Source organism: Nocardioides bizhenqiangii, from assembly GCF_034661235.1.
Classification (GTDB): Bacteria; Actinomycetota; Actinomycetes; order Propionibacteriales; family Nocardioidaceae; genus Nocardioides; species Nocardioides bizhenqiangii.
This window is the reverse complement of the sequence record NZ_CP141059.1, coordinates 2,859,585-2,886,304: the sequence shown is the minus strand read 5'-3', so window position 1 is coordinate 2,886,304 and position 26,720 is coordinate 2,859,585. Positions and strand designations below refer to the sequence as shown.

At 70.4% G+C, this 26,720-nt stretch carries 25 protein-coding genes and 1 riboswitch; of the genes, 10 read left to right on the top strand and 15 right to left on the bottom strand.

Going from position 1 to position 26,720, the window contains the following annotated elements:
- Nucleotides 1–19: 19 nt before the first annotated feature.
- The 3 genes from SHK19_RS14010 to SHK19_RS14000 form a co-directional block, all read right to left on the bottom strand.
- Nucleotides 20–3,550, bottom strand: coding sequence for an Ig-like domain-containing protein (locus SHK19_RS14010; protein WP_322936587.1), 3,531 nt, complete (start codon nt 3,548–3,550; stop codon nt 20–22).
- Nucleotides 3,551–3,704: 154 nt separating this feature from the next.
- Entirely contained in the window at nt 3,705–3,983 is a 279-nt protein-coding gene (locus SHK19_RS14005; RefSeq protein ID WP_322455580.1) for an Lrp/AsnC family transcriptional regulator, read from the bottom strand.
- Nucleotides 3,984–4,031: 48 nt separating this feature from the next.
- Entirely contained in the window at nt 4,032–5,753 is a 1,722-nt protein-coding gene (locus SHK19_RS14000) for a DEDD exonuclease domain-containing protein (RefSeq protein WP_322936586.1), read from the bottom strand.
- Between the two features lie 62 nt (nt 5,754–5,815).
- Here SHK19_RS14000 and SHK19_RS13995 point away from each other — a divergent pair, with 62 nt between their 5' ends.
- The 5 genes from SHK19_RS13995 to SHK19_RS13975 all read left to right on the top strand — a co-directional run bounded on the left by SHK19_RS13995 (nt 5,816) and on the right by SHK19_RS13975 (nt 10,108).
- Complete coding sequence (locus tag SHK19_RS13995) at nt 5,816–6,046, top strand: hypothetical protein (protein WP_322455578.1); 231 nt, start codon at nt 5,816–5,818, stop codon at nt 6,044–6,046.
- Between the two features lie 34 nt (nt 6,047–6,080).
- Complete coding sequence (locus SHK19_RS13990; RefSeq protein WP_322455577.1) at nt 6,081–6,287, top strand: hypothetical protein; 207 nt, start codon at nt 6,081–6,083, stop codon at nt 6,285–6,287.
- Nucleotides 6,288–6,464: 177 nt separating this feature from the next.
- A riboswitch (cyclic di-AMP (ydaO/yuaA leader) is annotated at nt 6,465–6,631 on the top strand.
- 82 nt (nt 6,632–6,713) lie between these two features.
- The gene (locus tag SHK19_RS13985) at nt 6,714–7,634 is read left to right on the top strand and encodes a C40 family peptidase (RefSeq protein ID WP_322455576.1); all 921 of its coding nucleotides are present in this window, start codon (nt 6,714–6,716) and stop codon (nt 7,632–7,634) included.
- A complete protein-coding gene (locus SHK19_RS13980) occupies nt 7,615–8,850 on the top strand; it encodes a hypothetical protein (RefSeq protein WP_322455575.1) in 1,236 nt (411 codons plus the stop codon). The genes SHK19_RS13985 and SHK19_RS13980 overlap by 20 nt, the downstream gene beginning before the upstream one ends.
- Nucleotides 8,843–10,108: a M48 family metallopeptidase gene (locus SHK19_RS13975; protein WP_322455574.1), complete on the top strand. Its 1,266-nt coding sequence runs from the start codon at nt 8,843–8,845 to the stop codon at nt 10,106–10,108. Before SHK19_RS13980 ends, SHK19_RS13975 begins: the two co-directional genes overlap by 8 nt.
- Here SHK19_RS13975 and SHK19_RS13970 read toward each other — a convergent pair.
- From SHK19_RS13970 to SHK19_RS13925, 10 genes are all read right to left on the bottom strand, one after another.
- Nucleotides 10,105–10,248: a Flp family type IVb pilin gene (locus SHK19_RS13970; RefSeq protein WP_322455573.1), complete on the bottom strand. Its 144-nt coding sequence runs from the start codon at nt 10,246–10,248 to the stop codon at nt 10,105–10,107. The genes SHK19_RS13975 and SHK19_RS13970 overlap by 4 nt on opposite strands.
- A 95-nt stretch (nt 10,249–10,343) precedes the next feature.
- The gene (locus SHK19_RS13965; protein WP_322936585.1) at nt 10,344–10,517 is read right to left on the bottom strand and encodes a Flp family type IVb pilin; all 174 of its coding nucleotides are present in this window, start codon (nt 10,515–10,517) and stop codon (nt 10,344–10,346) included.
- Between the two features lie 152 nt (nt 10,518–10,669).
- A complete protein-coding gene (locus SHK19_RS13960) occupies nt 10,670–11,323 on the bottom strand; it encodes a response regulator transcription factor (protein ID WP_322936584.1) in 654 nt (217 codons plus the stop codon).
- On the bottom strand, nt 11,320–12,903 hold the full coding sequence (locus SHK19_RS13955; RefSeq protein WP_322936583.1) for a sensor histidine kinase: 1,584 nt from the start codon (nt 12,901–12,903) through the stop codon (nt 11,320–11,322). The genes SHK19_RS13960 and SHK19_RS13955 overlap by 4 nt, the downstream gene beginning before the upstream one ends.
- 4 nt (nt 12,904–12,907) lie before the next feature.
- Nucleotides 12,908–13,822 carry a type II secretion system F family protein gene (locus SHK19_RS13950; RefSeq protein WP_322455569.1) on the bottom strand — a complete coding sequence of 305 codons (915 nt, stop codon included), beginning with the start codon at nt 13,820–13,822 and terminating at the stop codon, nt 12,908–12,910.
- Between the two features lies 1 nt (nt 13,823).
- Entirely contained in the window at nt 13,824–15,749 is a 1,926-nt protein-coding gene (locus SHK19_RS13945; RefSeq protein WP_322936582.1) for a type II secretion system F family protein, read from the bottom strand.
- Nucleotides 15,746–17,269: a CpaF family protein gene (locus SHK19_RS13940; RefSeq protein ID WP_322936581.1), complete on the bottom strand. Its 1,524-nt coding sequence runs from the start codon at nt 17,267–17,269 to the stop codon at nt 15,746–15,748. The genes SHK19_RS13945 and SHK19_RS13940 overlap by 4 nt, the downstream gene beginning before the upstream one ends.
- A gap of 2 nt (nt 17,270–17,271) precedes the next feature.
- Nucleotides 17,272–18,456: an AAA family ATPase gene (locus SHK19_RS13935; RefSeq protein WP_322936580.1), complete on the bottom strand. Its 1,185-nt coding sequence runs from the start codon at nt 18,454–18,456 to the stop codon at nt 17,272–17,274.
- 2 nt (nt 18,457–18,458) lie between these two features.
- Nucleotides 18,459–19,226: a Flp pilus assembly protein CpaB gene (gene cpaB, locus SHK19_RS13930; RefSeq protein ID WP_322455565.1), complete on the bottom strand. Its 768-nt coding sequence runs from the start codon at nt 19,224–19,226 to the stop codon at nt 18,459–18,461.
- Between the two features lie 271 nt (nt 19,227–19,497).
- Complete coding sequence (locus SHK19_RS13925; protein WP_322936579.1) at nt 19,498–21,294, bottom strand: AMP-dependent synthetase/ligase; 1,797 nt, start codon at nt 21,292–21,294, stop codon at nt 19,498–19,500.
- Nucleotides 21,295–21,374: 80 nt separating this feature from the next.
- Here SHK19_RS13925 and SHK19_RS13920 point away from each other — a divergent pair, with 80 nt between their 5' ends.
- The 5 genes from SHK19_RS13920 to SHK19_RS13900 are packed head-to-tail and all read left to right on the top strand — an operon-like array spanning nt 21,375 to nt 25,382.
- Nucleotides 21,375–21,833, top strand: coding sequence for an SRPBCC family protein (locus SHK19_RS13920; protein WP_322455563.1), 459 nt, complete (start codon nt 21,375–21,377; stop codon nt 21,831–21,833).
- 29 nt (nt 21,834–21,862) lie between these two features.
- Nucleotides 21,863–23,047, top strand: coding sequence for an ArsA family ATPase (locus SHK19_RS13915; RefSeq protein WP_322455562.1), 1,185 nt, complete (start codon nt 21,863–21,865; stop codon nt 23,045–23,047).
- 19 nt (nt 23,048–23,066) lie between these two features.
- A complete protein-coding gene (locus SHK19_RS13910; protein WP_322936578.1) occupies nt 23,067–23,522 on the top strand; it encodes a hypothetical protein in 456 nt (151 codons plus the stop codon).
- On the top strand, nt 23,519–24,466 hold the full coding sequence (locus SHK19_RS13905; protein ID WP_322455560.1) for an ROK family glucokinase: 948 nt from the start codon (nt 23,519–23,521) through the stop codon (nt 24,464–24,466). Before SHK19_RS13910 ends, SHK19_RS13905 begins: the two co-directional genes overlap by 4 nt.
- Nucleotides 24,467–24,476: 10 nt before the next feature.
- Nucleotides 24,477–25,382, top strand: coding sequence for an ROK family protein (locus SHK19_RS13900; protein ID WP_322455559.1), 906 nt, complete (start codon nt 24,477–24,479; stop codon nt 25,380–25,382).
- Between the two features lie 13 nt (nt 25,383–25,395).
- Here SHK19_RS13900 and SHK19_RS13895 read toward each other — a convergent pair whose 3' ends face one another.
- Both SHK19_RS13895 and SHK19_RS13890 read right to left on the bottom strand, forming a co-directional pair.
- Entirely contained in the window at nt 25,396–25,845 is a 450-nt protein-coding gene (locus SHK19_RS13895) for a hypothetical protein (RefSeq protein ID WP_322936577.1), read from the bottom strand.
- Nucleotides 25,846–25,872: 27 nt separating this feature from the next.
- Complete coding sequence (locus SHK19_RS13890; protein ID WP_322455557.1) at nt 25,873–26,646, bottom strand: alpha/beta hydrolase; 774 nt, start codon at nt 26,644–26,646, stop codon at nt 25,873–25,875.
- Nucleotides 26,647–26,720 lie beyond the last annotated feature (74 nt).

Below are 26,720 nucleotides of genomic sequence, written 5' to 3'. Positions count from 1 at the left end.
GGCCACCGCAGCGTCCCGGCTACCGCACGAAGATGCTGCGGGTGGTGGGTGCCAGCTTGTTGTCGCGAAGGTCGGTGATCCCGGCTGTGAGCTTGAGCGTGTAGACCGTCGAGCCACCCAGCCTCCGGCTCGGGTTGAGCGTGGCTCGGAGCTTGTCGGCGGACAGCGTGACGGCCGCTGCGACCTTGCGCCGGGTGCCGTTCTTCTTGAGGTAGAGGGTCCGCCCGGTCACGTTCTTCACCGGCTCGTTGAACGTCACCACGATGCTCGACCTCGGCAGGACCGTGCTCGGCGCCACGGTCATGACCTTCGGGCCGTTCTCGTCGATGACGAACGTCGCCCAGCCGCTGGACCCGATCTGGGTGCCCGATGCGTTCTCGGCGACGACCTTCCACTGCCAGGTGCCGTCGACGAGCGTGCGGTACGGCGCGTACGCCGTCGCCTTGGTGTCCGTCCGCTCGGCGGTGGTGCCGGTGGGGGCCATCAGCTCGACCTCGTAGGACGTGGCGCCAGGGACTGAGGTCCACCGGAGCAGGATGTCGTCGCCCTGGAGGTAGCTCCCGGAGGCCGGACCCTCGACGTGAGGCTCCTCGGTGGAGTTGGTGAAGGCGCGGGTGGTCGACCACGGCCCCTTGTTGCCCAACGGGTCGACCGCGCGCACCCGCCACACGTAGGGGACCGTGCTCGACGGGATGACCTCGTTCCAGACGTACGCGGTCTGCTTCACGTTCTTGCTGAACACGCGGTTGGCGCTGGAGAAGGTGGTGTCGTTGTTCTTGTAGAGCTCGATGTCGTAGCTTGCGGCGAAGGCGCGTGGCTGCCACCGGAAGACGGTCGTCCCGTGGCGGACGGTGCCGTGCAGCGGGCTGGTCAGCGCCACCACGGGGCTGGACTTGGTGAACACGCGGCCGTCCGACCAGGCAAGGTCGTTGTCGTCCGCGTCGATCGCCTGCACCCGCCAGTAGAGCGGGCCCTCGGGATAGAGCGTGGTCGGCGAGGTGTAGGTCGACTGGTCGACCCGGACGCTCTCGATCGGCGAGGAGAAGTTGGCGTTGTCGTCGACCTGGATGCGGTACCACTTCGCAGACTGGGTGCCGGCTTCACCGGTGTCGGCGAAGATGGTCGCCGCGTTGGTGGCGCGGTAGTCCTGCCAGTCGAAGGTGATCTCGGACGTGCTGACCGTCGCACCGGGGACCGGCTGCTCGAGCACCGCTCGGGGTGACTTCTTCTCGAAGGCGGTGGTCGCCATCCCTGACGCCGAGACGGGGTTGGGGCCGCAGGACGTCACGGTCCGGCACGGTCGGATGAACACGTAGTACGACGCGCCGGCCAGGCTCTCGGCGAGTGCCGCCTTCTCCTGGCTGAGAGTGGGTGCGTAGATCGTGTTGGTGGTTGCCGGAAGGCTGATCAGCGGTTCCACCACGTTGGTGAAGTCGGACTCCTCGGAGACGTAAACCAGGTACATCGAGGCACTCGGGACCGGGTTCCACGAGATCACCGGCGTGGCGATGGTGTTGTCGCACGGCGACGCGACGACACAGGTCGAGCCCGCGAACGGCGGAGCCAGCTCGGTCCCGTCCAGCGCCACCTGCACCTCCCCGACAGATCCGATCGGAGCGATCGCGAAGGTGGCGACCGGTCCGGTGGCGATGGGCACGCCCGTGGCGTCGTAGGCCTCGACGAACCAGTCGTACTGGCCGGGCTCGAGCAGCCGGGTCCAGATGTCGGTGACCGCGGGGTGGCTGAGCTTGACGTTGAACGCGTCAGCGGTGTCGCCGAACAGAGTGCCGCTGCCAGCGGGACCGGCGAAGACCCGGTAGCTCGCGGCGCCCGGGTGCGGCTCCCACGCCATCAACGGGGCACGCATCGACGACGAGCCCGGATCGTTGGCGGTCAGCGGGGTGAGGGGCGAGGCGGCACCCGCCCACGGCCCCTCGTCGGGGGCCTCACCGGAGATCGAGAACGTGCGTTGGGCGATGAGCGACTGGGTGACACCGTCGGCGCCGATCGCCTGGAGTCGCCAGGTGTACGGGCTCTTCGCAGCGGTCAGCGGCGTGGAGACGATGGGGACGTAGGACGTCGCGTAGGTGCGGGTCTTGGCCACGACGGGGTTTCCCGTGTTGTCGGACAGCGAGACCTCGTAGTGCGCGGCGTTGTCGACGGGGGACCAGGACAGGACCGGCACGTCGACGGTCGCGCCATTGGCCGGGGTCATCGTCCCGAGTGCGTCCGGGTTGAAGACGAAGGAGCGGGTGTCCGAGAACAGGCCCTGGACGCCGGAGGTACCGGTGCCCGGCCGGGTGAAGGGCAGGTCGAGGGCGCGGACCCGCCAGTAGGTCGGCACGCCGGCTTGGGGCGTGCACTTCTCGTGGGGGTCTCTCATGACGATGGCCGTCGTTGTGTTGACCTCGACGATGCCTGGCGTGTACGTCGTGCCGGCCACGTGACAAGCAGAGAAGGTCCCGGGCGAGAAGTTTTGGTCCGAGCCCATCTGGACCTCGTACTGGGTGGCGTGCTGGACCGGCGTCCACTCCAGGAACATCCGGTTCGCCGGGACGTTGGCGCCGGGTGCCGGCCACTGTTGCGCCGGCTTCAGGGTCCAGGACCGGACGAAGCTGCGCAGGTCGATGCCGTCCGACCACGCGCTCGGGTTACCGGACGTGTCGACAGCACGGACCCGCCAGTAGTAGGTGTTGTTGTCGTAGGTGATCGAAGGCGAGTAGCGGGTGCCGTAGACCTTGCGACGCGGCTCGACCAGCGTCGAGGTCGAGAAGCTGTCGTCGGTCGAGACCTCGAGCTCGTAGTACTGCGCACCGGGCAGCGGCTGCCAGTCGAGGACGATGTCCTGGACGACCGCGTCGTCGGCCGGGGTGTTCAGGGTCACCGCGGCGATCGGCGACAGGGTGAAGGTGGCGTCTCCCGAGAAGTCCGACTCCACACCCGAGTCGCGGATCGCCTTCACCCGCCACCGATAGCTCTCACCGGTGTCACCGGTGGGGAGTGCCTCGGGGACGACGAGGGCGGTCGCCTTCGTGGTGTACTCCCGGGCACCGACGTACTCGGTGTCCTCCTCGTCGTCGAGCTGGACGACGTAAGCCTCAGCGCCGCGCACCTCGTCCCACGACAAGAGCGGCGGCGAGCTCGGCTGCTGCAGCGTGGTCGCGTGGGGGGTAAGGCCCGTCGGCGCAGGCACGGGGTCGACCACGAACGAAGCCTGCGCCCAGGCGCCGACGACGTTGGTGGCGTCGTACGCCCGAACCCGCCAGAACTGGTCGCCGGCGTGGAGGACCAACGTCGGTACGGCGCGGGTGTTGACGGTGGTCAGGGTGAACTCGGGGGAGACGAAGGCGGGGTCGTCGTCGACCTGGACCTCGTACTTCACCGCGGACGTCGCCCGATCCCACGACAGGACCGGCGGGTTGGATGCCGACGCGGAGAGGCTGCCGGGCGTTCCGGGCACGGCGAGCGCGGTTTCTGGCGCCGCGGCCAGGCAACCGGCTGCTATCACGATCACTGCGATCGTGCGCGCGCACATGCGCGAAATCCCCACGGTGTTCCCCTCCCGGTGTGACGTCGTCCGCGACCCTCATCACGGATGACGGCCCGACGCTATGTGGCGCCGGGTGGTACCGGAACCGAAAGGCCGGCAAATGACCCGTACGGACTAGGAGATCCGACCGTTCGTCGCGGATCGCCGTGTGACGTCAGTCCAGGCCCAGCGAGAACGCCGACTCGAGGTCGTGGCGGGAGTAGGCCCGGAAGGCGATGTGGGTCTCGGTGCCGACGACACCGGGCACCTTGTTGAGCTGCTCGGCCACCACTCCCGCGACGTCCTCGTGCCGACGGACCCGCACCAACGCGATCAGGTCGATCTGCCCGGTCACCGAGTAGACCTCGCTGACCCCGTCGAGCGCGGCGATCGCCTCGGCGACCTCAGGGATCCGGGCGACGTCGGCCTTGACGAAGACAATGGCGGTGATCATCTGCCAAAGAATAGGCGCAGTGCCTGGGTGAGGCTGAGGTGCGAGCGCCTACGCATGCGCGTAGCGCTCGGCGTGCCGCCCGGCGCCGGGCACCGGACACGTCCACTCGCCGTCGATCTCGACCAGTCGCACGCCGGGCAGCTCGAGCCAGCGCAGGATGCGCTCGGACTCCTCGGCGGTCGCGGCGGGGATCGGGCCCACGCTCGGGACGACGGTCTCGGCGGAGGCTCGGAGCTGCTCGACGTAGGCCCGGGCCTCGACGCCGGTGGGGATCACGCCGGCTGCAGCCAGCCGGCCGTGCCGGATCACGTGGACCTCCCACCTCGCCTGCCCTGAGCCTGTCGAAGGGTCGTCACGCCGGGCAGCCACCACCTCCGCGCAGCGCGTCAGCGACGTCAGCCGCTGGGTGCGCGCCGCGGCCCGCACGAACGCCGCCAACCGGTCGCGGTGGACGCCGGCCTCCTCGAAGCGCTCCTGCTCGGCGAGGGCCGCCATCTTGTCGTTGACCAGCTCGACGACGTCGTCGGGATGCCGCAGCAGGGCGTCGCGCAGCTGGCGGACCACGGCGGCGTAGGTGTCGGCGTCGACACTGCCGTCGCAGGGCGAGAGGCACCGGCCGAGCTCGGCGAGCACGCACGCGGAGCGCGACGGCTGACGGCCGAACTTGTCCGAGCACTGCCGGATCGGGAACGTCTCGTGCAGCGCCGCGAGGCAGCTCTCCGCGGCGGAGCGCGACGAGAAAGGGCCGAGGTAGTCGGCGTCGTCGTCGAGCACTCGCTTGACCAGCGACAACCGCGGCCACGGCTCGCGGGTCAGCTTGACGAAGGTGACCTTCTCGGGGAAGCGCGACCGCCGGTTGTAGCTCGGCTTGTGCTCCGCGATCAGGCGCAGCTCGCGGACCTCGGCCTCGAGCGCGGTCGCGCACTCGATGCCGGTGACCGACGAGGCGAGCCGGACCATCTCGCCCATCCGGGTGCGGGTCTCGGAGGCGGTGAAGTAGGAGCGCACCCGCTTGCGCAGGTCCTTCGACGTGCCGACGTAGAGCACCCGGGACTGGTCGTCGCAGAAGAGGTAGACCCCGGGCGCGTGGGGGAGCCGGTCGGCGAGGTGCCGCTTGCGCCGCTGCGTGGCCGCGACCTTGGAGGAGTAGGTCTGCAGCTCCTCGAGGGTGTGCACGCCGAGCCCGCCGAGGCGCTCCATGAGGCCGTGCAGCACGTCGACCGTCGCGCGCGCGTCGGCGAGTGCGCGGTGGTTGGGGGTGGTGCCCGACCGGAACACCCTGGCCAGCGAGGACAGCTTGTGGTTGGGCGCCTCGTCGCGGGTGACCACCCGGCGGGCGAGCTTGACCGTGTCGAGGACCTCGAAGTCGGGCCAGGGGAGGTCCTGCTGGCGGGCGAAGTGGCGGAGGAACCCGACGTCGAAACGCGCGTTGTGCGCCACCAGCACCGAACCGCGTGCGAACTCCAGGAACGCCGGCAGCGCGGAGGTGATCGGCGGCGCGTCGGCGACCATGCTGTTGGTGATGCCGGTGAGCACCGCGATGAACGCCGGGATGGCGGTGTGCGGGTTGACCAGGGTCTGGAACTCGCCGAGCACCTCGCCGCCCTGGACCTTGACGGCCCCGATCTCGGTGATCATGTCTCCGTCGCCGACCGACCCGCCCGTGGTCTCCAGGTCGACCACGCAGAAGGTGACATCACGCAGCGGCCGCCCGAGCTCGTCGAAGCTGCGCTGGTCCTCCCAGGGGCTCCGGACGGGTGCGGTGCTCATGGCGCCGACGGTAGGAGGAACCTCCGACGAGAACCGGGAGGCGCGCCTCCTAGACTCCGGGCGTGATCGACCTCCCGGACCCGAGCCAGCGCTGGCGGTGCGCCGGTTGCGGCAACCTCACCAGGTTCGACGTGACACGGAGCCGCCGGACGACCGAGTTCTGGCACTTCGACCTCGCCGGAGAGCACGCCGTCGACGACACCGAGCTGCTCGAGGAGAACGTCGAGTCGGTGCGCTGCCGGTGGTGCGGGCGCGACGACGCCATCGAGGTCGTCGCCCGCACCGACGCCTGACCGTTGTGTCGGGGCCTGCTGTCACGGTGCATCCATGACGACGACGATCGACTGCGACACCTGCCTGGTCCGCGGCCTGGCGTGCCACGACTGTGTGGTGACCGTCCTGCTCGGACCGCCGCCGGAGCTGACCATCGACGACGAGGAGCTGCGGGCGCTCGACGTGCTCGCGGACGAGGGGCTGGTGCCACGGCTGCGGCTGGTGCAACCGGTCGACGGTCCGGAGATCGAGTCCGCCTGAGTGACGGATGTGACGGATGTAACGGATGTAACGATTGTGACCAGTGTGACGAGAGCTGGGCAAACCTTGGCCATCGACACGGCGACCCGGGGTTTGGCGAGTTCCGAGGTCCGGTTTAGGCTGCTCGCTCAGGTGTCCGTGGAAGTGGATCGACCGATCCGCGCGGGCACCGCGTCGAGTTCGGTGCCGCCTGCGCATTGGGGGGCACCGGAGCCGGGGACCCACACCATCCTGGGGTGAATCCCGTACGAGGCGCGGCCGTCCAGGCGGTGGCGAGGAGTGCGGGTAGGGCAAGTCGTGCCCGAACCCGTCAGCTCACCCGGTAGGCGTACGACACCAAGAGGGGACCGCCAGCACGTGCTGAACGGCCGCAAACGTTTTGCCTCCGCGCTGAGCGCGCTCGCGCTCGCCGGATCCGTCGCAATCATGGTCAACGGCTCCGCGCCCGCCCAGGCCGAGCCCGACATCGACGACGTGCGTGCGCGCGTCGACCGGCTCTTCCAGGAGGCCGAGCAGGCGCAGGAGCGCTACCACGACGCCAAGCTCGAGCTGGTCGAGCTCAACGACGAGCTCGACTCCCTGCAGGCCGACGAGGTGCGCCAGGGCGACGAGGTCGCCCGCGTCCGCTCCGACGTCCGTGACTCCGTGATCCGCCAGTTCCAGGGCCAGTCCCTGGGCCCCGCGACCCAGCTCCTCAACTCCGACGAGGACGCCTTCGTCAACGAGCTCTCGACGTTCACGACCGTGAGCGACCTGCAGGAGTCCCTGCTCTCCGACTACAACGACGAGCTGAAGGCCTTCGCGATCCGCCGGACGGAGACCTCCGACCGTCGCGACCAGGTCGCCGACCTCGAGGCAGAGCTCAAGGACGAGAAGGAGACCGTCGACGCCAAGCTGGCCGAGGCGGAGGACCTGCTCGGCGAGCTCGAGGCCGAGGAGCGGGAGGCGATCCTGTCCCGCGACAGCGACGTCCGCGCTCCGTCGTCCGTGCCGGCCGAGGGTCGTGCCGCCGCCGCGGTGCAGTACGTCATGGCCCAGGTCGGTGACGCCTACGTCTACGGCGCCGCCGGACCGGATGCGTTCGACTGCTCCGGCCTGACGATGATGGCCTGGGCCCAGGCCGGCGTCTCCCTCCCGCACTCGTCGAGCGCGCAGTACGGCTCCGGGACGCACGTCTCCGAGAGCCAGCTCCAGCCCGGAGACCTGGTCTTCTACTACAGCCCGATCAGCCACGTCGAGATGTACATCGGCAACGGTCTGATCGCCGGCGCGGCCAACCCGGGTGCCGGCGTCCGCGTCGCCGATCTCCACTCGATGCCGTACGTCGGTGCGGTCCGCCCTGGCTGATCCTGCCCCCGTACGGCTCCTGCTGGCGGGAGTCGTGCTCGCCGTCGCGGCGCTGAGCGGCTGCCAGGACGACGAGCCTTACGTCGCACCGACGCCCACCGCGTCCACCGATGCCATCGCACCGGCCGCCGCGACCCGCACCCTCGACGACCTCGAGCGGGCGCTGCGGCGGCGGGATGCCGACGCGGCGGCCGAGCTCGGCGCCGACGACGCAGCGCAGGACCTGCTCCGTTCGGTCGCGGAGACCGCGGCGGCGCTCGACCTGGTGGACGTGACCTTCACCTACCTGACGGAGAACGGGCAGGTCGCCGCGGACGGCTCCTGGACCGCCGCGATCGCCACCACCTGGCGGATCGACGGCTTCGACGAGAGGTCCGCTCGCGCGGACATCGAGTTCGCGTTCGCTGACGGGGGCACGCGCGTCGGTGCGATCGGCGGTGGCGTCGGCCGGACCCCGGTGTGGATCAGCGGACCGGCGGCCGTCCGCCGTACCGACGACGTGGTGGTCCTCGTCGCCGACGGCGTGGTTCCGATGCGACCCCTCGTCACCGTGAGCGAGCAGGCCCTGGTGGTCGCGCAGCGGGTGCTCGGCAGGAGCGCCGAGCAGCTCGTGATCGAGGTGCCCGCTTCCAGCGATGCCCTGCACGCAGCCCTCGGCCAGCCGCCGGGGACGTACGACGCCGTGGTCGCGGTCACCGCCACGGCCGACGGCGCGAACGTCCCCGGGGCGCCGGTCCACGTCTTCATCAACCCCGACGTCTACCGCGCCCAGGGGCCGCTGTCCGCGCAGGTGGTGCTCAGCCACGAGGCGGTCCATGCCGTGACCGCGACACCGACGACGAGCGGCGTCGAGAACTGGCTGCTCGAGGGCTTCGCGGACTACGTCGCGCTCCGCGACGTCGACCTCCCCGTGTCACGGACCGCCGGCCAGATCATCGGCCAGGTGCGCAGGGACGGTGTCCCCGAGGCGCTGCCGAGCCGGCTCGACCTCGACACCCGCGCGCAACACCTCGGCGCCGCGTACGAGGCCTCGTGGCTGGTCTGCGTGACACTGGCGGAGCACGGTGGAGAGGATGCCCTGGTGGCGTTCTACGAAGCGGTCGTGGATGGTGCCGGCCTGGAGGCCGAGCTGCGCCGCCACTTCGGCTGGACGATCGGGGACCTCACCCGTGCCTGGCAGGACACGCTCAGCTCGGTCTCGAGCGTGGGTGGCTGAGGTGCAGACGCCGACGAACTTCGACACCACGGAGGGGCGGATCGCCCTCGGCACCACCATGATCGGCATCGCGGCGTTCGTGCTGCTCGCCACCTGGCTGGTGCCGTGGAACCCCGTGCCGGGCGGCACGCCGGATCCGGTCCCGGCCGATGCGGTCTTCCGCCCGGACCAGGTCGAGCGGGCAGAGGACTACGCCCGATGGGCCCGCGTGTGGGGCTGGAGCTCCCTGCTGGTTTCGCTCGCCGTGGTCTGCTGGCTGGGTTTCAGCGCGCGCGGTCGCCGGCTCGCCGACCGGATGCCCGGTCCGTGGTGGGCGCGGGTGATCCTCGTCGTCACGGCCCTCGAGGTGATCGGTCGACTCGTGACGCTGCCTCTCGCGATCGCACAGCGGCGACTCCAGCTCGATGCCGGCCTCAGCACCTCGTCGTGGCCGGCCTGGGCGCTCGACCTGGTCAAGAGCGAGCTGGTCGACGTCGTGACGACGTCGATCGCCCTGGTCGTGCTGTTCGCGGTCGCCCGCCGGTGGACGCGCGCCTGGCCGGCGATCGCCGGGGGATTGCTGGCAGTCTTCGTCGTCGCCGGTTCGTTCGTCTACCCCGTGCTCGTCGAGCCGCTGTTCAACTCCTTCACGCCACTCGAGGACGGGCCGTTGCGCACGCAGATCCTCGAGCTCGCCGAGCGGGAGGGCGTCGAGGTCGACGACGTGCTGGTCGCCGACGCCTCGCGTCGTACGACGACGCTCAACGCTTACGTCTCCGGGTACGGCGAGACCCGCCGCGTGGTCGTCTACGACACGCTCGTCGACGACCTGGACGACCAGCAGGCGCTGTCGGTCGTCGCCCACGAGCTGTCGCACGACCGCCACGACGACGTGCTGCTCGGCACGTTCCTCGGTGCCGCCGGCGTCCTCGCCGGGGTCGGCCTGCTCGGGTTGCTGACCGGAGTGGCCGAGCGCCGCGGACGTCCCCGGGTGGGAGAGGTCGGTGCGGTGCCGATGATCCTCGCGCTCGCGGCGATCGCCGCGGTCCTTGCGAGCCCGCTCCAGAACGGCATCAGTCGGCAGATCGAGACGCGGGCCGATGTGGACGCACTGAGGGCGACGAACGCCCCCCAGCCATTCGTCGCCCTCCAGCGCCGGCTCGCGATCAAGTCGCTTGCCGATCCGACCCCCCCGGGGTGGTCGCAGTGGTGGTTCGGATCCCATCCCACGGTGCTCGAGCGGATCGCGATCGCCCGGTCGGTCGATCAGCGGCGCTAGAACACGACGAAGAGACCGGAAACCGCTCCGCCGAAGGCCGTGACCGCGACGGCGATCGCGAGGGCGATCAGCGAGACGAGGATTGCGTACTCGACCGACGAGGCACCCACGTCCCGCGCGGTCCGGTCGAAGATCCTCATTCGCACGTCACCTGGCCCTTCCCCTGGGAGTTCGATCCGAGAATGACAGTGGCCGCGCGTCCGAACCGGACGCGCGGCCACTGCCTCCGTTGAGATCAGATGCCCGCGGTGACCGCGGCGAAGAGCCCGGAGAGCTCGCCGCCGAGGGCGGTGACGGCAACGATGATCGCGAGCGCGATCAGCGACACCAGGAGGCCGTACTCGACGGCGGACGCGCCCCGCTCCTCGTCACGGTGGGCGTTGAGCAGGATCTGCAGGTACTGGATCATCGAAGTTCTCCCTCAAGTATTTGTACTGGTCCCCGGGGGTCTCCCCCGATGACCGAAATCTTGCCGTGGGAGCGTGCTCGACGGATCAGGAGTTCGTCTCGAAGCCGTTAGTCAGATGTGACTACCGGCGCAGTCCCGAACGCGGTCCAGATCTAGCGGGCAGACGGCTGCACCGTCGACAGCAGGCCGATGCGCATCGCCGTCACCAGCGCCTGCGCGCGGTTGGCGGCGCCGAGCTTCTGGTAGATCCGGGCAATGTGGGACTTCGTGGTGGACTCGGACAGATAGAGCTTCGCCCCGATCGCGGCGGCGTTCATGCCTTCGGCCAGCAGCAGGAGCACGTCGTGCTCGCGGTCGGTCAGTGCCGTCACCTCGCCGGATCGCCGACGCATCATCGCCCCCACCAGCCCGGCGCACACGAAGGCCTTCGGCGAGACGGCGGCATGCCGCGCCGCCTTGATCACCTCGGTGGCCGGCGCATCCTTCCCGACGAAGCCGGAGGCACCGGCCTGCATCGCGGCGAAGATCTGGTCGTCGCCCGAGTGCATCGTCAGCACGATCAGGCCGGCCGTGTCGCTCTTCTTGCGGATGGTCCGCACGATGTCGAGCCGGGTGCCGTCCTGGAGCTGCAGGTCGGCGACCACGACCTTCGGCTGCAGCTGGTCGTACGCCGTGATCGCCTCGGCGACGCTCGGTGCGGTGCCGACGATGTGCATGTCCTCCTCGAGGTCCAGCACGGCACCGAGTCCGCTGCGGATCAGCTCGTGGTCGTCCACCAGCAGGATCGTGATCGGGTCGCTTGTCATCGGGTCTCCTTCATCAGGGTGCGGTCCGGGCCCTGGGTAGGGCCGCCCGGGGCCCGCAGTACGACTGAGACGGTGAGTCCACGACTGGCATTGTCGCGCACTGTCAACTGGGCGCCTATCAGCTTGGCGCGTTCGCGCATGATCTTCAGCCCGTGGGAGTCGGCGCGGCCACCCTGCAGGCCGACGCCGTCGTCGGCGATCGTGATCCTCGCATCGGGCGCGTAGACCTGGCAGCGCACGTCGATGGCCGTCGCCCGGGCATGCTTCACGGCGTTGTTCAACGCTTCCTGGGCGATCCGGAAGAGCTCCGCCTCGACCTCGGGTCGGAGCCGGGTGGGCTGCTCGTCGAGCCGCACCCGGATCGGGATTCCCGACGCCTCGGAGAGGTGCCGGGCGACCGCGCTGATCGCGGCGCCGAGGCTCTCGTTCTCACCGATGCTCGTGCGCAGGTTCATCACGGACCGCCGCACCTCGGCGACCACCTTGGTGACGCGGTCGCGGAGCATCGCGAACTGCTTCTCCTGCTGCTCGTTCGCGGGCCGTGCCGCCAGGGCGTCGACGAGGTAGCCGAGCGAAGCGATGTCCTGGGCGACGCCGTCGTGCATCTCGCGCGCCAGCCGCTGCCGCTCGTCCGCGGTCGCGACGTCGCGGAAGTGCGAGAAGAGCAACGCGGTGTCGAACTTCACCGCGCTCGTCGCCAACGCTGCCTTCAGCTCCTCGAACGGTGGGTCGCCCCCCCGCACCGCGTCCCGTCCGGGACGGAGGCCGGCCACGATCGCCGCGTCCCCCGCGGCGAAGGCGAAGCCCTGGCCGGCCGACACCGGTTCGCCACGAGCCCACGCGTCGGTCGCCAGCTTCTCGCACGCGTCCGCGTCCGCCTGGTCCAGGTCCGTGCTCGAGGCGACCGGGGCGAGGGCATCTCCGCGAGGGACGTAGAGCGCCATGGCGCGGGTGGGGAGGAGGTCGCCGGCGACGGCCAGCATCTCGCCGCCGATCGCGGACACGTCGAGACCCGAGCTGAGGTCACCGGACAGCTCGATGAGCTGCTTGATCAGGTGCTGGGCGTCGCGGTAGGGCGTCAGCGGATCGCGGACGGGACGATCGGAATTGAAGGTCACGCTGGCGACCAGGCTCAGGCCGACGCCCACCATCGACCAGGAGAAGATCGACAGCCCCTGCTGCTCGGTGAGCTTGTCCTGGCGCCACATGAGTCCGATGCTGACCACGGTCACGAGCTGGAAGGCGACGCTGCGCACCATCGGACGGAGGCCCTCGGCGGCGGTGGCGTAGAGCGGAGGGACGACCAGCGCCGCCAGGATCGCGGGGGAGTCCTGCATGCCGAGGGCGCAGATCACGCCCACGGCGACCGCCTCCACCGGGGCGGAGAGGGTCAGCTCCAGGTCGCGACGGGTGACCGTGACGGTCTGGTAGATCCAGAGCACGGCCAGGGCGAGCAGGGCCCAGAGCGTCTCCTCGTCCTGCAGCCACAACGAGGGCGCGCCGATGGCGAGCAACGCGAAGAGGCGGGAGGCCGCAACGACGGTGAGCGCGCCGCTGCTGGCGAAGGGGGACATTTTCATGGACTCAAGAGAAGGCCTTCAGCATGCTGATGATCGCCGGACCCATGATCACGGCCATGAGACACGGCAGGATACAGACCACGAGGGGCACCATGATCTTGACCGGCACCTGCTGGGCCTTGGCCTCAGCATACTGGCGCCGCTTCACCCGGATCTCCGAAGTCTGGACTCGAAGGACCTGAGCGATCGAGATCCCGAACGCATCTGCCTGGACCATCGCCCCGACGAACGACTTGAGGTCGGCGATGTTCGTCCGCTCGCCCAGCGCCTTGAGGGAGTCGGAGCGGCCCTTTCCGAGCTGGATCTCGCGCAGCACGCGGGAGAACTCGTCGGCGAGCGGGCCGCCGGTGTTGCGCGCCACCTGCTGGAGGGCGGCGTCGAATCCCAAGCCGGCTTCGACGCTGATGGTCAAGAGGTCGACCGAGTCGGCCAGGGTGCGCCGGATGGCCTCGGATCGTTCGTAGGCGCGCTGGTAGAGGTACAGGTCGGGGGCGAAGAACCCGACGGCTCCGGCGACCGCGACGATCAGCAGCAGCGTCAGTGCCGATGCACCGACCATCACGCCGTAAGCGACACCGCACGCGGGCAGCAGCACCGCGGCCAGCACCTTGAGACCGACGACGCGGTCGACCGACCAGTCGAGCGGGTTGCCGGCGAGGTCGAGCTTGTGCCGGATCCGGTCGGCCTTGTCGGCGCCGGTCATCCGCCTGCCGACCTGGAGGGCGCGGGCCTGGAGGGGCGCGAGGACGCGGTCTGCGAACGGAGCCTCGTCCTCGGCCGGCTCTTGGGACCCGGGCGCGGACTGCTCGAGGGTGGCGAGAGAACGGGCGAGGCCGGTCGACGGCGCCTCCTTCACGAGCCCGCGTCCCAGGATCGCGACCGCTCCGAGCAGGAGGACCAGGGCGAGTATCAGCGTCACGTCACACCTCCACCTTCACCATGCGGCTCATCCAGAAGACCCCGACGCCCAGCCAGAGCCCTGCGCCGGTCAGGATCGCGATGCCGATGGCCTCCGTGAACAACGGTTCGACGTACTCGCCGTTGGTGATGAGGACGAACACGAACACAGCCGGAGGCATGATCGAGAGGATGAGCGCCGACAGCTTGCCCTCGGCGGCCAGGGCGTTGACCTGACGCCGGAGGTACTCGCGCTCCCGCATGGTCGCGGCGACCGTGGTGAGCAGCTCGGCGAGGTTTCCCCCGACCTCGCGCTGGATCCTGATGGCCATCACGACCCAGGCGAAGTCCTTGCTGTTGAACCGCTGCGCGACGCCCTCGAAGGCGTCCTCGATCGAGACGCCGATGCGGTTCTCCACGAGGACCCTCTTGAACTCCGATGCGATCGGTTCCTGGCCCTCGCGGGTGATGGTGTCGACGGACTGCGCCAGCGAGAGCCCGGCCGAGAGAGAACCGGACAGGAGCTGCAGGGTGTCGGGAAGGGCGGAGTTGAACGCCTTGCGGCGCCGGCTCGCGAGGAAGGAGAGGTACACCCTCGGAAGGAAGAATCCGACGATCAGGAACAGGATCCCGACGACGATGTTGCCGCCGCCGAGCAGGAACCCGAAGATGCCGCTTCCCACGACCACACCGACGTGGAGCAGCAGCCACTCCGACGGCTTGTACGCGCTCCCGGCGGCCGCGAGCCGCATGGCGAGCTTGTCCTCCAAGCCCTTGTTGCGATCGAGGACGCCGGCTGCTGCGGCCTTGGCCTGGTCGAGCATCGGCTCGGAGCCGGACTTGTCGTCGCCCATCGCGTCGGCGCTGCCGCCCGTGTGGGCAGCGACACGCTCGGCGATGGTCATCGGCTGCTTCTTCCCAGGGACGAGCAGGACCGCGGCCGTGACCAGGCCGATGCCGAACACGAGGATGCCCACGTAGAGCGCCCACTCCGGCAACCGGAGTCCGTCGTCCGGGTTGATCGGCTCGGTCGACTGGTCGGTCGCGCCGTCCGGCGCGTCCTGGATCTTCGCGAACGCGCTGGCGACGAGCTCCCCGCTCGCGGTCGGCAGCGTGATCGTGACAGTTGCCTCCTCGGCGTCGAAGCCGGTGGGCAGCGGAGCGGTGACCAGGATCTGGGCGGCCAGCCCCTCGGCCTCGGCCGCGAACGCGTCGGCGAGTGCGTCGCCCGTCGACTCGATGACCTCGCCCTGCCCCGAGGCCGCCAGGTCGCTGAGTGCGGCGCTCGCCCTCGGATTGTTCTCCTGGTCCAGTGAGACGACGTCGACGAGGGTCGCCGTCGCCTCGATCGAGGAGGTGACGTCGGAGATGCTGGTCACCTTGCCGGTGTCGGCACCGTCGGACAGCACGAGGACGGAGCGCTGACCGCTCTCACCCGCCAGGTCGACGGCGGCCAGGATGCCGTCGTACAGAAGCGTGCCCTTGCTGAGCTCGAGCCCGGCGACGACGGTCTCGGCGGCGGCGCGGTCCGTGGTCGGCTCGAGAGCCGTCGACACCTCACCGTCGAAGGTCACGATGCCGACCTCGACGTCCGCCGGGACGCTCTCGAGGAAGGTGAGGGCTGCGTCCTTGGCCGCCTCGAACCTCCCGTTGCGTGCCATCGAGTCGCTGGTGTCCATGGCCAGCACCGTCGTGCGCTGGACCGTCGCGTCGGTGCCGGTCGACGTGGCAGTCGTGCTGAGCTTGTCGCCGTCCAAGGTGCCGGTGACGCCGCCGAGGTCGACGTCGGCGTCCGGGGGAACGCTGACCAGGACCCGGAGCCCGTCGTCGGTCGTCTCGACGTGGGCGATCGACGGTTCGTCGTCGGCGCCCCAGGCGGTGGACGGTGCGAGGACGACGACGACGATCGCTGCCAGCGCCGCCAGCACTGCGAGCAGGTAGCGCCTCATGGCCGCTCCATCCGGAACAGAGCAGGATCGACCGCCACGTTCGCGTAGGCGAGCTTCTCGATGAACTTGGGCCGCAGCCCGGTGCTGCGGAGCCGACCCAGCACGCGGCCGTTCTCGTCGAAGCCGGCGGAGTTGTCGAACACGAACACGTCCTGGAGGGTGATCACCTCGCCCTCCATCCGCTCGACCTCGGTGATGTGGGTGATCCGCCGCGAACCGTCCTTGAAGCGAGACTGGTGGACGATCAGGTCGACGGCCGACGCCACCTGCTCACGGATCGCCCGCATCGGGAGATCCATGCCCGCCATCAGGACCATCGTCTCCATGCGGGCGAGGGTGTCGCGCGGACCGTTGGAGTGCAGGGTGCAGATCGAGCCGTCGTGGCCGGTGTTCATCGCCTGCAGCATGTCGAGGGCCGAGGCGTCGCGGACCTCGCCGACGACGATCCGGTCGGGACGCATGCGCAGGCTGTTCTTCACCAGGTCGCGGATGGTGACCGCGCCCTTGCCCTCGATGTTCGCGGGGCGCGACTCGAGCCGGACGACGTGGTCCTGGTGCAGCTGCAGCTCGGCGGCGTCCTCGATCGTGACGATCCGCTCGTCGGACGGGATGAAGGACGACAAGACGTTGAGCGTCGTCGTCTTCCCGGCACCGGTCCCTCCGGACACGATGATGTTGAGACGGCCCCTGACGCACGCGTCGAGGAAGGCCGCGGTCTGCGGGCTCAGCGACCCGAACTCGATCAGGTCGTCGACCGTGAGCGGATCGGAGGCGAACTTGCGGATGGTCAGGGCAGATCCGTCGATGGACAGCGGCGGCACGATGGCGTTGACGCGGCTCCCGTCGGGCAGCCGGGCGTCGACCATCGGGCTGGACTCGTCGACGCGACGACCGATCCGGGAGACGATCTTATCGATCGTGCGCCGCAGGTGGGCCTCGTCGGCGAAGTGGCCGTCGGCCTTGGTCAGCCGGCCGCCCTTCTCCAGCCAGACGTCGTTGTAGCCGTTGACCATCACCTCCGAGACCTCGGGGTCGCGGAGGTAGGGGTCGATGGGGCCGTAGCCGAGGATGTCGTCGCTGATCTCCTGTGTGACCCGAGCCCGGTCGCTGTTGCTGAGCGGGCGGTCCTGGGCGCCCAGCACCTCCGCCAGCACCGTGCGTACCCGCTGGTCGAGCTCGGCCTGGTCCATTTCCGCGTCGTAGAGGTGAGGCCCGAGCTCCCTCAGCAGCTCGGCGTGGACGCTGACCTTGAGCTCCTCGATCCGGTCGGTCTCCTGGCCGGCGAGAGCGCGGCGCTGGGCGGACCGGTTGTCCGGAGCGCCGGCGGACACCGCGGTGCGCGTGGACAGGGGGCCGGCGGGCGCCGAGGCCGATGCCGGGACCGGGCCGGGGGCCGCGGCCGGCGTGGGCTTCTCGACGATGGTCGATCCGTCCTGCGCGGCGCCGGGGTCCGGTTCGCCCACGTGCTTGCCGCGGGCCTCGTTGCGGGCCGCCTCGAGACGTTCGGAGAGACTCGACATGATCAGCTCCTTCCGCGGCGGAACAGCCCACGGGACCGTGCCGTGGCGTCGGCAATGGCGAAGGCGGCCTCCGGCGGGCCGATCGGCTCCCCGGTGACCGAGGCGGCCAGCTGGCCGTAGGCGCGGCTCGCCGGGTGGGTCGGCTGAGCAGTGACGATCGGCGTGCCGGCGTTGGTCGCGGCGACGATGTCCATCGCGCTCCGCACCTGGGCCGTGACCGGCATGCCGAGGATGTTCTCGACCTTGTCGATACCGATGCCGACCTCGTCGTCGGCGCGGTTGAGGAAGAGGTGTCGGTGCCCGCGCGCGATGTTGAGCATGTCCATGGTCTCGAGCGCGACCTTGACGTTCTTCAGCGTCGGTACGTCGAGGGTCGCGACCACCACGCACTCGTCGGTCTCGTCGAGTGCGGTGAGGGTCGCGTCGTCGAAGGACGGCGAGGTGTCGACGACGATGTAGTCGAAGCCTTCGCGCAGCACGCGCAGGATGCGGGAGATCAGCAGCGGCGTCACCCGCTCACGGACGTCGGGGTGAGCCGGCGCCGCCAGCACGTTGAGCGAGTCCTCGTGCCTGGTCAGTAGTCCTTCGATCATCGCCAGGTCGATCGAGTCCTCGGACCCGACGGCCTGCTCGATCGAGTGGGTCGGGAAGAGCTGCATGGTGATCGCAATGTCGCCGAAGGCCAGGTCGAGGTCGACCAGGCAGACCTTGCGCGCCCCCCTGTCGGCGAGCGCCAGCGCCAGGTTGACCGACGACGTCGTCTTGCCGACACCACCCTTGGGCGAGAAGACGGTGACGACCCGGCCCAGCTGCCGGGCGCCGCCCGGTCCCCGGAGGGCCAGGTGGAGCTGGTGGGCCCGCTCGACCGCCTTGGTCAGTCCCTTCTCGTCGTCGGAGGCCACCACGTCGCGGACGCCGGCGTGCATCGCGCGGGTGAGCGCCTCGGTGTCGAACGCCTCCCGGAGCAGCACCACGCTGACGGTGGGCTTGGCGATCCGCAGGTCCTCGGCATGGGAGAGAGCGAGCTCCAGTGGCAGAGACGGACCGAGAGCGACGACGTACTCGTCGCTGTGCTGGTCCAACCAGACGTACATCCGGTCGGCAGCCGCAACGGCGTGGGAGCCGGCGGGCATCGCTCGGAGCAGGGCCGGCACGACCCCACTGTCGGTCTCGACGAGGACGGGCATGATCAGTCCTTCACCTGGAGAAGGGTGTCCTTGACGACGCCGTCCGTGGTGTCGTCGGTGTCACTGGCGCCGTTGAGCAGTGCGGCCGTGAGCTCGCCGTCCTTCTCCGCGAACCGGACCCGCTCGGCGTCCCGCTGGGAGACCGCGATCGTCAGCAGCTGCTGGATGGCTTCCTCGCTCTCCGCCTCAGGTGCGTCCTCCGCGGAGGTGTTCTCGTTGGCCCCGGAGATCGAGGACGTCGAACCGGCGGCGAGCAGCATGACCCGCTTCAGCAGGGTCGTCGTCAGGATCGGCTCCTGGGTGGTCGGGTCGATGTCGGTGAAGATGACCGCCACCTCGGCACCCGGAGCGAGGAACTTGCCGACCCGGCCGTCGTCGTTGACGAGGATGGAGATCGCGACCTTGCCGTCCGGGATCGGCAGTGTGGTCTGCGCCTCGACGTCGAACACGCCGCCGAACTTGGTCGGGACCAGCTGCTCGCCCGGGTAGAGGGTGGTCAGTGCGACGGATCCCTCGAACTGGTCCGACTCGTTGTCGGCACCCTCGAGGACCTGCGCCTGCGCCACGTCGGCGAGCTCGAACTTCCCCTTCTCGAGGGCTTCGTCGAAGTTCTCACCCGGCACGATCTTCTTGGTGGCGACCAACACCTCGACGGTGTCGAACTTCTCCGCGGCGCGCTTGTCGGCGCCCTTCGCGTAGACGAAGACGAGTGCGACGCCGAGCACCGCGACGACCGCGGCGACGACGACTAGCAGCTTTCGACGGTCCATCTCAAGAGCCCTCCCGCTCCCATGCCGGGGTGCGCGCGGCACGGCGCCGCGAAGTCTCCCCGGGTCCAGCCTTGTCCCAGGCCCGGTGGCACCCTCCCGTTGGCTGCACCGAGCGATCGGAGGCTATCGAGGAAAAAGTGGTATCAGTTAGGGAAACGGGTAAGCCGAACCGAACGTCATCGGGTCCTAGTCACATCGGGTCAGAGGGTGATCCGAACGAATCAGGCGGCTGCCGGGTCGGGCATCGGCGGCTGACCCGGTCAGAACCCCGTCAGACCTCGTAGAGGGCGGCGATCTCGTCCCGGCACTCACGGAGGACGACGTTGCGCTTGAGCTTGAGGCTGGGGGTCAGCTGACCACCCTCCTCGGTCCAGTCGTAGGGGAGGATCTCGAACTTCCGGACGGCCTCCGCCTTGGACACCGCCTGGTTGGCGTCGTCGATGGCATCCTGGACGGCCTGCCGCAAGTCAGGGTCGTCGACGAGGTCCGCGACGGTCCCGGACTTGTCGTGCTGCTCGGCCCAGGCGGGCAGTGCCTCTGCGTCGATCGTCACCAGTGCGGCGATGTAGGGCTGGCCGTCGCCGACGACCAGGCACTGGCTGATCAGGGCGTGCGCGCGCACCCGGTCCTCGAGCACGGCCGGGGCGACGTTCTTGCCGCCGGCGGTGACCAGGATCTCCTTCTTGCGGCCCGTGATCCGGACGAACCCCTCGTCGTCGACCTCGCCGACGTCACCGGTGTGGAACCAGCCGTCGGCGTCGATGGCCTCGGCGGTCGCGTCGGGGTTGGCCCAGTAGCCGGAGAAGACCTGACCTCCTTTGAACACGATCTCGCCGTCGTCGGTGACGCGGACCGCGGTGCCCGGCAACGGGCGGCCGACGGTGCCGATCTTGAGTGCGTCGGGCAAATTCACCGTGAGGGCCGCTGTGGTCTCGGTGAGCCCGTAGCCCTCGAGCACGGTGAGGCCGATGCCGCGGTAGAAGTGGCCGAGCCGGTCGCCCAGCGGCGCGCCGCCGGAGACCGCGAACTCGCACCGGCCGCCGAGCGCGTCGCGGAGCCTGGTATAGACGAGCTTCGAGAACGCTGCGTGCTGCGCGCGCACCCGCAGCGGGAGCCGGCCGGCGTCGAGTCCGCGTGAGTAGGCGATCGCGGTGTCGGCGGCGCGGTCGAAGATCCGGCCTCGTCCGTCGGCGGTGGCGTTCTGGGAGGCAGTGTTGAAGACCTTCTCGAACACCCGCGGCACCGCCAGGATGAACGTCGGCCGGAAGGTCTGGAGCTGGGGGAGGAGGTGCTTGATGTCTGCACTGTGGCCGAGCCGGGTGCGGGACTTCACGGCACCCACCTGGATGATCCGCGCGAACACGTGGGCGAGCGGCAGGAACAGCAGGGTCGACGCGCCCTCGGCCTCGAACAGCCGCTCCAGCTCGGCCACCGCGACGGTCAGCTCGGTCTGGAAGTTGTCGTGGGTGAGCATGCAGCCCTTCGGGCGGCCGGTCGTGCCCGACGTGTAGATCAGGGTGGCGAGGTCGCCCGGTTGCGCGGTCGTACGGCGCTTCTCGAGCTCGTCGTCGCCGACGTCGGCGCCGAGCCGGGTGAGGACGTCGACGGCGTTGTCGCCGAACGACCAGACGTGGTGGAGCTCGCCCAGGTCGCGTCGTACCGCTGTGATCCTCGCGACGTGACCGGAGTCCTCGGCGACCACGGCCTTGGCGCCGGAGTCACCGAGGATCCACGCGATCTGCTCCTCCGACGAGCTGTCGTAGATCGGGACGGTGACCGCGCCCGCGAACCAGATCGCGTAGTCGAGGAGCGTCCACTCGTAGCGGGTGCGGGAGATGATCCCCACTCTGTCCCCGGCCTCGATCCCGGCCGCGACCAGGCCTTTGGCGACACCGCTGACCTCGCGGAGGAACTCGGCCGCGGTCACGTCCTCCCACTCGCCGGCACGCCCGCCCGGCCGGCTGAAGACGACGTCGTCCGGCGCCTCGGCGGCGTTGCGGACCACGTCGTCGGTCAGGTTCCCGCTGGTCGGGATGTCGACCGTCTGTGGAGTGGAGTACTCGCGCAAGGTTGGCTCCTCCTCGGATGGACCGCACGGCAGGTTACCGCCGCGCAGGGGTGCACCGCTTCTCCGGTAGCCTGCCGTCCATGGCTGAGCAGACGTCCTCGTCGATCGTCGTCGACGCCCCCGCGGCGGACGTGATGGCGGTCATCGCCGACTTCCCGGCCTATCCCGCCTGGGCCAAGGGCGTCACCGTGGCCGACGTCAAGGAGTCCTACGACGACGCAGACCCCGCGGCGCACGGCCGTGCCCGGCAGGTCTACTTCGCGCTCGACGTGCCGCCGATCAAGGACGAGTACACGCTTTCCTACGTCTGGGACGGTGACCGCCAGGTCACCTGGACCCTGGTGCAGGGCAAGATGCTGCGGTCTCTCGACGGCGCCTACCTCCTCGAGGAGACAATTCCGGGACGCACCGAGGTGACCTACCGGCTCGCCCTCGACGTCTCGATCCCGCTCATCGGGATGCTCAAGCGCAAGGGCGAGAAGATCCTGATCGACACGGCGTTGAAGGGTCTCAAGAAGCGCGTCGAGTCGGGCGCCTGATCGCCCTGCAGTCACCGCGGAGCTCCCCCGTGCGCATCGTCCTCTTCACCGGCAAGGGCGGTGTCGGCAAGTCGACCGTGGCTGCCGGCACCGCTGCGCTGGCCGCCGCCGGTGGACTCCGGACGCTGGTGCTGTCCACCGATGCCGCGCACTCTCTGGCCGACGCGTACGACGCCTCGGGCCGCGTGCAGGCCGAGCCGACCGAGATCGCGGACCGGCTCTTCGTCCACCAGGTCGACGCCCAGCTCCGGTTCCAGCAGTCGTGGGCGGACATCCAGCGCTACCTCCTCTCCGTCCTCGACGCCGCGGGGATGGACCCGGTCGCCGCCGAGGAGATGACCGTGATCCCCGGCGCCGAGGAGGTGCTGGCGCTGCTCGAGCTCCGCCTCCACGCCCGCTCCGGCCGCTGGGACGTGATCGTGGTCGACTGCGCACCCACCGCCGAGACGCTGCGGCTGCTCGCGCTTCCCGAAGCCCTCGGCTGGTACATGGAGCGACTGCTCCCGATCCAGCGGCGGCTGGTCAAGGCCCTCCGGCCGGTGCTCAACCGCGCGGCGGGGGTGCCGATGCCGGGCGACACCGTCTTCGACGCGATCACCCGGCTCCACGCCGAGCTGGACGAGGTGCACGAGCTTCTGGCGGGACCGGAAGCCTCCGTCCGCCTGGTGCTCACGCCGGAGAACGTCGTGCTGGCGGAGGCGCGCCGCGCCTACACGAGCCTGTCCCTGTTCGGCTACCGGGTCGACGGTGTCGTCGCCAACCGGGTTTTCCCGGCCGGCGACGGCGACGCCTGGCGGGCCGGTTGGGTCGATGCCCAGCACACGGTGCTGAAGGAGGTCGCCCAGTCCTTCGCCGGGCTGCCGGTCTGGCGCTCGGAGTATCAACCGGCCGAGCCGGTCGGCGTCCCTGCGCTGACCGAGCTGGCGACGCGGCTCTACGGCGACGACGACCCGCTCGTCCGTCCCGAGGGCGACGGCCCGTTCCGGGTGACGCGCGACGCCCACGGCGACGCGATGCTCCACCTGGCGCTACCGTTCGTCACCCGTGCCGAGGTCGACCTGGCGCGGAACGGCGACGAGCTCGTCGTCACTGTCGGGTCGTCCCGCCGGCTGCTCACCCTGCCGGCCGGGCTGGCACGGCTCCGGGTCGCTGGTGCCCGGGTGGACGGCGGCGAGCTCCGGGTGCGGTTCCGTGGCGAGGACCCGGCCAGATGACGAAGAGGGAGGCGGCGAGATGAGTGGACCGCAGGACCCCCAGGACCCCCGGGACCCCCAGGACGACAAGCCTTCGCAGCACCGATCCGATCCTGACATCGGGACTGTCGGGGAGGAGGCGATGAAGCTGTTCGGCGCGCTCGCCGACATGGCGCGCCAGCAGGGGACGGACGTCGGCGGCGGCCTCGGCGGCGTTGCCGACCAGGCCGCGTCGCTGGCCAGGGAGGTCAACGACCACATCGCGACCGGCAGCGCCGAATGCCGCTACTGCCCCGTCTGCCGGGTCGTCCACGCCGTCCGCGAGACCTCGCCCGAGGTGAGGACCCACCTGCTCACGGCAGCGAGCTCGCTGCTGCAGGCCGCGGCCGGGATCCTCGAGACGGTGCCGCCGGACAAGGGTGGGCCGCGGCGCGGCCCCGAGGTGGAGCACATCGACCTCGACGACACCGACGACGGGCCGGTCGACGCACGATGACGGGCGACCTCACCTGCGGCATCGACATCGGCGGCACGAAGATCGCCGGTGCAGTGGTCGACGGCGACGGAGCGATCCTCGAAGAGGCTCGCGTCGAGTCGCCCGCCACCGACCCCACCGCCATCGAGGCCGCCGTCGCCGGTCTGGTCGCGGCTCTCGCCGCGCGCCACCCGGTCGTCGCGGTCGGAGTCGGTGCCGCCGGCTACATCGACGCCGACCGCTCCACGGTCCTGTTCGCCCCCAACATCGCCTGGCGCGACGAGCCGCTCGGCACGGATCTCTCGCGGTTGACCGGGCTGCCGGTGACCATCGAGAACGACGCCAACGCCGCAGCGTGGGGTGAGTTCCGGTACGGCGCGGGGCGAGACGTCGACGACCAGCTGATGATCACGGTCGGCACCGGCGTCGGTGGCGGGGTCATCGCCGGTGGCCGCCTGCTGCGGGGCGGGTACGGCGTCGCCGGGGAGATCGGGCACCTCTGCGTGGTGCCGGACGGCCGCCAGTGCGGCTGCGGCAACCGCGGCTGCTTCGAGCAGTACGGATCCGGCTCGGCACTGGTGCGTGCGACCCGCGAGGCGGCTGTCGGCACGTCGCTGCTGGCCCGTGACCTGCTCGACCGAGCCGGCGGCGACCCGGCTGCGATCACCGGCCCCCTGATCACGGCGGCGGCCCAGGACGGCGACCGGTTCGCGATCGAGCAGCTCCGGTCGCTGGGCCAGTGGCTCGGCCACGGCATCGCGTCCCTGGTCGCGGTGCTCGACCCGGCGGTCATCGTCATCGGCGGCGGCGTCAGCGAGGCCGGCGACCTGTTGCTCGGCCCGATCCGCGACACGTTCGCCAACGCGCTCACCGGCCGTGGCTACCGGCCTCAGGCCGAGATCCGGCCCGCCGTGCTCGGCAACCGGGCCGGTGTGATCGGCGCCGCCGACCTCGCGCGGACGTAGGGCCTCTGCGGTGCATGTCGGGGTGGACGTCGGCGGGACGAAGGTGCTCGCGGTCGAGCTCGCCGGAGAAGGCGGTGCGGTGGTCGTGGCGTCGTCCGCCCAGGCCCCCATGCCCGGCCGGTCCGCCTCCGAGGCGGACGTCGAGGCGGCAGTCGCGGGGGCAGTGCTCGAGGTCGCGGCCGGCCGGCCCCTGTCCGGCGTCGGGCTGTCGGCCGCGGGCCTGGTCGACCGCTCGGGCGCCCGGGTCCGCTTCGCCGCCCATCTGCCGTGGCGGGACGCGCCCGTGCGCGACCGGCTCGCCGAACGGATCGGCGCGCCCGTCGTCCTCGACAACGACGCGAACTGCGCCGCGCACGCCGAGCTCGTCGCCGGCGCCCTCCGCGGGGTCTCGTCGGCAGTCCTCGTCACCGTCGGCACCGGCATCGGAGGTGCGGTGGTCCTGGACGGCCGGGTGCTGCGCGGCGCCAACGGGATGGCGGGGGAGTTCGGTCACATCCAGGTGGTGCCGGACGGACTGGCCTGCGAGTGCGGCCTCCGCGGCTGTTGGGAGCAGTACTGCAGCGGCCGCGCGCTCGAGCGCGTCACGCGGGTCGCCCTCGGCTCGCACCTCGACGGTCCCGAGGTGGCGGACCTGGCGCGCAACGGTCACCCGGTGGCACAGCAGGCGTTCGCGACCGTCGGCACTTGGCTCGGCGTCGGCATCGCCGGCCTGGTCTCGGCCCTCGATCCCGAGATGGTCGTCGTCGGTGGGGGAGTGTCGGTGGTCGGCGACCTGTTGCTCGAACCGGCCCGCCGCGGCCTGCTGGATGCGCTCCAGGCGACCAGCCACCGCAAGGTCCCGCCGTTGGTGGCGACCCGGTTCGGGCCGGAGGCAGGTGCGGTCGGCGCCGCCCTGCTCTCGGCGGCTCACTCTTAGCCGGCGATAACGGCTAGAGGACGGCTCCGTCGTCCCAGGGGTCGCGGGGCTCGTCGGGCATCTGGATCACGAGGTAGCCGAACCCACCGATGAAGGCCGCCGCGAACAGCAGCCCGGTCCACGCCGGCAGGGTGACACCGACCACGATGAAGAACAGCACCAGGGCAGGGACTCCGAACACGCCCGTCCAGGCCAGCAGCCGGTCGAACGGCGGGCGGGGGACGGGCGGCGGGGTCGGGGGCACGAACTCCTCGTCCGGCGGGACCTGGTCCCGGGCCGCGGCGGTCGCGCCGAGGTCGTCCTGGTCGAGGTCGTCGGGTGCAGCACGCCGGGGCGCGTCGACGACCGGCTCGTCCCCCGGCTCGAGTACGGCGCGGTCACCGAAGTTCTCGATGATCTCCTGCCACTCCCGCTCCCGCTCACGGGCCAGGTCGGCAGGCTCCGGGTCGTCGTCGCGGGCCATGCCTCCAGAGTACGGCCAGCGTGGTGCTCAGCCGGCCGAGGTCACGCGGGCGACGAACTCTGCCGACCGCTCGAAGATGGTCTCGGCGTCGTTGTCGAGCGTGGCCACGTGGTAGGAGTCCGGCAGCGCCACCACCTCGACGTCCGTCGAGGAGACGCCGCCGAGGATGATCGGCTGCGACGCTCCGTCGACGACGTGGTCCTCCGCGGACCGGAAGTAGATCAGCGGCGCCGTCACCCGCGTGAGGTCGGCGATCAGCGGCTTCCAGGCCTGCACGAACGAGTGGATGGCCCTGAGCGGCGTGCGGGTGTAGCCATGCTCCTTGGCCCCTGGCTTCTTGATGTCGTCGGCGATGCCGGGGGTCGACGGGACCAGCCGCTTCATGACACCCAGCGCCTTGACGTCGAGCCGCTTCGAGGCGAGCGCCGGGTTGACGACCATGACGCCGGCCACCTGGTCGCCGACGTCGGCGGCCAGCCGCAGCACCAGCGCCCCACCCATCGACAGCCCGCCGAGGACGACGGCGTCGTGCTCGGCGGTCAGGACGTCGAACTCCGCCCGGAGCGTGCCGTACCAGTCGTCCCAGGTCGTGGTGTTGAGGTCCTGCCACGTCGTCGCATGGCCCGGGAGGAGGGGCACGCGTACGCCGTACCCGTGCTCCGCCAGCGAGCGGCCCCAGGGCCGGATGGAGAAGGGCGAGCCGGTGAAACCGTGGCTCAGGAGCACACCGATCCGGCGCCCGTCGGTCAGCTCGGGGCGGGCGTCGACGGTCAGTGCCTCGAAGTCGGGGTGACGGCTCATGCCGCGATTCTGCACCAGTGACGATCGCCCCGATCAAGGCACTAGGCTGTGGCTCGTCGTCTCGGGGAAAGGGT

Excerpts from the sequence above, each read along its gene's own strand:
- SHK19_RS13920 (WP_322455563.1), top strand. The coding sequence starts at position 21,375 with ATGGCTGAGCAGACGTCCTCGTCGATCGTCGTCGACGCCCCCGCGGCG.
- SHK19_RS13910 (WP_322936578.1), top strand. The coding sequence starts at position 23,067 with ATGAGTGGACCGCAGGACCCCCAGGACCCCCGGGACCCCCAGGACGAC.
- SHK19_RS13935 (WP_322936580.1), bottom strand. The coding sequence starts at position 18,456 with ATGCCCGTCCTCGTCGAGACCGACAGTGGGGTCGTGCCGGCCCTGCTC.
- SHK19_RS13990 (WP_322455577.1), top strand. The coding sequence starts at position 6,081 with ATGACGACGACGATCGACTGCGACACCTGCCTGGTCCGCGGCCTGGCG.
- SHK19_RS13945 (WP_322936582.1), bottom strand. The coding sequence starts at position 15,749 with ATGAGGCGCTACCTGCTCGCAGTGCTGGCGGCGCTGGCAGCGATCGTC.
- SHK19_RS13985 (WP_322455576.1), top strand. The coding sequence starts at position 6,714 with ATGGTCAACGGCTCCGCGCCCGCCCAGGCCGAGCCCGACATCGACGAC.
- SHK19_RS13890 (WP_322455557.1), bottom strand. The coding sequence starts at position 26,646 with ATGAGCCGTCACCCCGACTTCGAGGCACTGACCGTCGACGCCCGCCCC.
- cpaB (WP_322455565.1), bottom strand. The coding sequence starts at position 19,226 with ATGGACCGTCGAAAGCTGCTAGTCGTCGTCGCCGCGGTCGTCGCGGTG.
- SHK19_RS14000 (WP_322936586.1), bottom strand. The coding sequence starts at position 5,753 with ATGAGCACCGCACCCGTCCGGAGCCCCTGGGAGGACCAGCGCAGCTTC.
- SHK19_RS13940 (WP_322936581.1), bottom strand. The coding sequence starts at position 17,269 with ATGTCGAGTCTCTCCGAACGTCTCGAGGCGGCCCGCAACGAGGCCCGC.
- SHK19_RS13965 (WP_322936585.1), bottom strand. The coding sequence starts at position 10,517 with ATGATCCAGTACCTGCAGATCCTGCTCAACGCCCACCGTGACGAGGAG.
- SHK19_RS13895 (WP_322936577.1), bottom strand. The coding sequence starts at position 25,845 with ATGGCCCGCGACGACGACCCGGAGCCTGCCGACCTGGCCCGTGAGCGG.
- SHK19_RS13960 (WP_322936584.1), bottom strand. The coding sequence starts at position 11,323 with ATGACAAGCGACCCGATCACGATCCTGCTGGTGGACGACCACGAGCTG.
- SHK19_RS14005 (WP_322455580.1), bottom strand. The coding sequence starts at position 3,983 with ATGATCACCGCCATTGTCTTCGTCAAGGCCGACGTCGCCCGGATCCCT.
- SHK19_RS13970 (WP_322455573.1), bottom strand. The coding sequence starts at position 10,248 with ATGAGGATCTTCGACCGGACCGCGCGGGACGTGGGTGCCTCGTCGGTC.
- SHK19_RS13905 (WP_322455560.1), top strand. The coding sequence starts at position 23,519 with ATGACGGGCGACCTCACCTGCGGCATCGACATCGGCGGCACGAAGATC.
- SHK19_RS13955 (WP_322936583.1), bottom strand. The coding sequence starts at position 12,903 with ATGAAAATGTCCCCCTTCGCCAGCAGCGGCGCGCTCACCGTCGTTGCG.